General features: G+C 65.0%; 2 protein-coding genes. Both read right to left on the bottom strand.

The window, feature by feature from the left end:
* The coding region (locus tag MUY37_RS15285; protein WP_499196222.1) for an electron transfer flavoprotein subunit alpha/FixB family protein at nt 1-698 on the bottom strand (698 nt) is incomplete at its 3' end.
* A 27-nt stretch (nt 699-725) separates the two neighbouring features.
* Nucleotides 726-1,472, bottom strand: a complete 747-nt coding sequence (locus MUY37_RS15280; RefSeq protein ID WP_499196223.1) for an electron transfer flavoprotein subunit beta/FixA family protein — start codon at nt 1,470-1,472, stop codon at nt 726-728.
* Between the last annotated feature and the right edge of the window lie 12 nt (nt 1,473-1,484).

Raw genomic sequence — 1,484 nt, 5'->3', positions numbered from 1 at the left:
GCATCGACCGCCGCGCGGCTCGCGCCGATCCCGGCGCCGAGCTTGTCGGCGAGCGGGGTGATGACCTGTTCGAAGGTTTCCGCATCCTTCAGCGCGCGGCCGCCCGAGACGATCACCTTGGCGCTGGTCAGTTCGGGGCGGTCGCTCTCGGCGATCTCTTCGCTGACGAAGGCCGAAATACCGGCATCGGTCGGGCCGGATACCTCTTCGATCGCCGCCGAACCGCCGGATGCTTCGGCCTTGTCGAAGGCGGTGCCGCGCACGGTGACGACCAGCTTTTCGTCCGAGCTTTCGACCGTCGCGATGGCGTTGCCGGCATAGATCGGCCGGGTGAAGCTCTTCTCGCCCTCGACCGAGAGGATGTCCGAGATCTGCATCACGTCGAGCAGCGCGGCAACGCGCGGAGCTATGTTCTTGCCAGTGGTGGTCGCAGGCGCGACGAAGGCATCGTGATGGCCCATGAGGTCGGCCACCAGCGGCGCGATGTTCTCGGCGAGAGCGTGCTCGTAAGCCGCATCGTCGGCGAGGTGGACCTTGCCCACGCCCGCGATTCCGGCGGCTTCCTCGGCCACCGCGCGGCAACCCGAACCGGCAACCAGCAGATGGACTTCGCCGAGCTTGCCGGCAGCGGTGACGGCGGCGAGCGTCGCATCGGCGAGGCTCTTATTGTCGTGTTCGACCCAAACGAGGGTTTTCATATCTGTCTTCCTTCTCGTCTCTAGGGCTCAGGCGATGCCCAGCGCCTTGATCTTGGCGACCAGCGCATCGACATCCTCGACCTTCTCGCCCGCCTGGCGAACCGGGGGCTCGGAGACAGTGGTGGTCGTCAGCCGCGGCGCGGTATCGACGCCGTAATCAGCCGGGGTCTTCGTATCGAGCGGCTTCTTCTTTGCCTTCATGATGTTGGGCAGCGAAGCATAGCGCGGCTCGTTCAAACGCAGATCGGTGGTGACGATGGCGGGCAGCGTCAGCTTGACCGTCTGCAGGCCGCCATCGACTTCGCGCTTGACGGTAACATGATCGCCCTCGACCTCGACCGTGTTGGCAAAGGTGCCCTGCGGGCGGCCCATCAGCGCCGCCAGCATCTGGCCGGTCTGGTTCGAATCGTCGTCGATCGCCTGCTTGCCCAGCATCACGATGCCGGGCTGCTCTTCCTCGGCAATCGCCTTCAGGATCTTGGCCACGGCGAGCGGTTCGACCTCGTCCTCGGTCTCGACCAGGATCGCCCGGTCGGCGCCCATGGCCAGCGCGGTGCGCAGCGTTTCCTGCGCCTTGGCCGGGCCGACCGACACCGCAACGACCTCTTCCGCCTTGCCCGCTTCCTTGATGCGGATCGCTTCCTCCACCGCAATCTCGTCGAACGGGTTCATGCTCATCTTGACGTTGGCAAGATCAACGCCAGACCCATCCGCCTTCACGCGCGGCTTGACGTTGTAATCGATCACCCGCTTCACGGGGACGAGGATTTTCATGCAATACCTTCC

Source organism: Qipengyuania sp. ABI-127-1 (assembly GCA_022953095.1).
GTDB lineage: Bacteria > Pseudomonadota > Alphaproteobacteria > Sphingomonadales > Sphingomonadaceae > Qipengyuania.
This window is presented reverse-complemented; position numbering and strand designations above follow the sequence as displayed.

Excerpts from the sequence above, each read along its gene's own strand:
- MUY37_RS15280 (WP_499196223.1), bottom strand. The coding sequence starts at position 1,472 with ATGAAAATCCTCGTCCCCGTGAAGCGGGTGATCGATTACAACGTCAAG.